The sequence below is a fragment of the Endozoicomonas sp. SESOKO4 genome (assembly GCF_024606275.1).
Genome location: NZ_JAHHPS010000578.1, coordinates 1 through 1,393, shown reverse-complemented (window position 1 = coordinate 1,393; position 1,393 = coordinate 1). Strand labels below are relative to the sequence as shown.

Sequence of the window (1,393 nt, the reverse complement as noted above, 5' to 3'; positions counted from 1 at the left end):
GTATGGATGATGCCTTGATTGTTAACCTGAAGTTAGGAAGTCATGTGGGACTTGTTGAACTTCTTGAGCATGCAGATGGGGGAAAAGAACGAACCTTGCGGCTGAGATTTTCTGACCAATTTGAGGAACCTGATGGCGTTGATGAAGACGGCAAGTTAAAGCGTATGTGGTTTCTGGTGCAGTCTCTGAAAGCGATCGGACTGGATGAAAATTCTGATAGCATGAAGCTGGGTTGCAACGCCGTAGCGGGAGAAATTACCGTTGAATGCCCTCGAATGAAATCACGTAACAACATGCAGGGTGCCTTTGAGAAACTGATCATTGTGTTAGATGAAATGTATAATCTGGATAGTTTATTTGAATGCAGGGCCATTTTTGAAGGAGATCAGTGGGACTTCAACTTGCTTGCACAGCGCCTTAATGGCAATGTTGCAACAGAAGCTGAGAGATTTGCGTTTGAGCATTGCCTTTTTTTAGTGTTTTGTCGGAGAGTTTCATCTTCTTCTGACGCTTTCTGTCAGTTATTAAGCGACCATTACCAGCGGTTTATTCATCATGGACAGTGTTTAAGAGTGTGTGTGCGGCATGTGTTTATTGAGGGAAAATCGAAAGACAGTCTGCGGGAAATGTTAATGAGCGATGAGATAAGTGAGGACATGCGAAGGGAGCTCTTACAACATCTTTTATTGTTATATCCTGATGAAGCTACTCTATTGGTTGAGGATGTGTATCCCGATTTTAGAGATCAATACTTTGTTATCAGCCCATCAATGGACTATAAACTGAAGTTTGCAGTCCCACCGTTTGATCTCCCACCGTATAATCTCCGACCGACTCACTGGCTTGCGGAGCATAAAGAAAAGCTAAAGAAAGCCTTATTGAAGCATGGGCTGAAATATGGCAGTCAACGAGTTCGAGAGTGTCACTCTAGTTTTACAGACAGGCTCGGAAATTTGCGAATAACGTCTAATCTATTCTGACAGCGTTGACCATTACACACCGTGTTCCCAGCTCCTTGTTGTTTTTCCTGTTGCGTGCTTCAGCCCGATGGCTGAACTTTATAAAGATATCATGGTCAAAAGAAGTAATTGATTAACGCAACAGGCTCTTGGTTATTAAATCATGGATGAATATTAACTTTGGAGGGATGTCTTGATGTTATCTGCTGGATTTGACAAAGCATATCACCCCATCCTGACAAAGAATCCAACTCAGGAGACCGAGGCCGGGAGTTCATTTAAAAGTCAATTCGGAGGTCCTGATATCAGCGGCGTTCCGATCGACGAAACACCACTGGCCAAGCGCTTCTGCAGCGCCTGCAGTTTATCTTCTTCAGATCAGGCTGCTGACTATTCTCCCGCCAGCCGGAAACAACTGGGTGGCAAGGGGATGT

Annotated in this window: 2 protein-coding genes; both read left to right on the top strand. The window is 44.2% G+C overall.

All coding sequences use genetic code 11. The annotated features are described in order from the left end of the window. On the top strand, nt 1-980 hold a 980-nt coding region (locus tag KDK16_RS11365), incomplete at its 5' end, for a hypothetical protein (RefSeq protein WP_257276197.1). A 175-nt stretch (nt 981-1,155) separates the two neighbouring features. Then, on the top strand, nt 1,156-1,393 hold a 238-nt coding region (locus tag KDK16_RS11360; RefSeq protein ID WP_257276196.1), incomplete at its 3' end, for a hypothetical protein.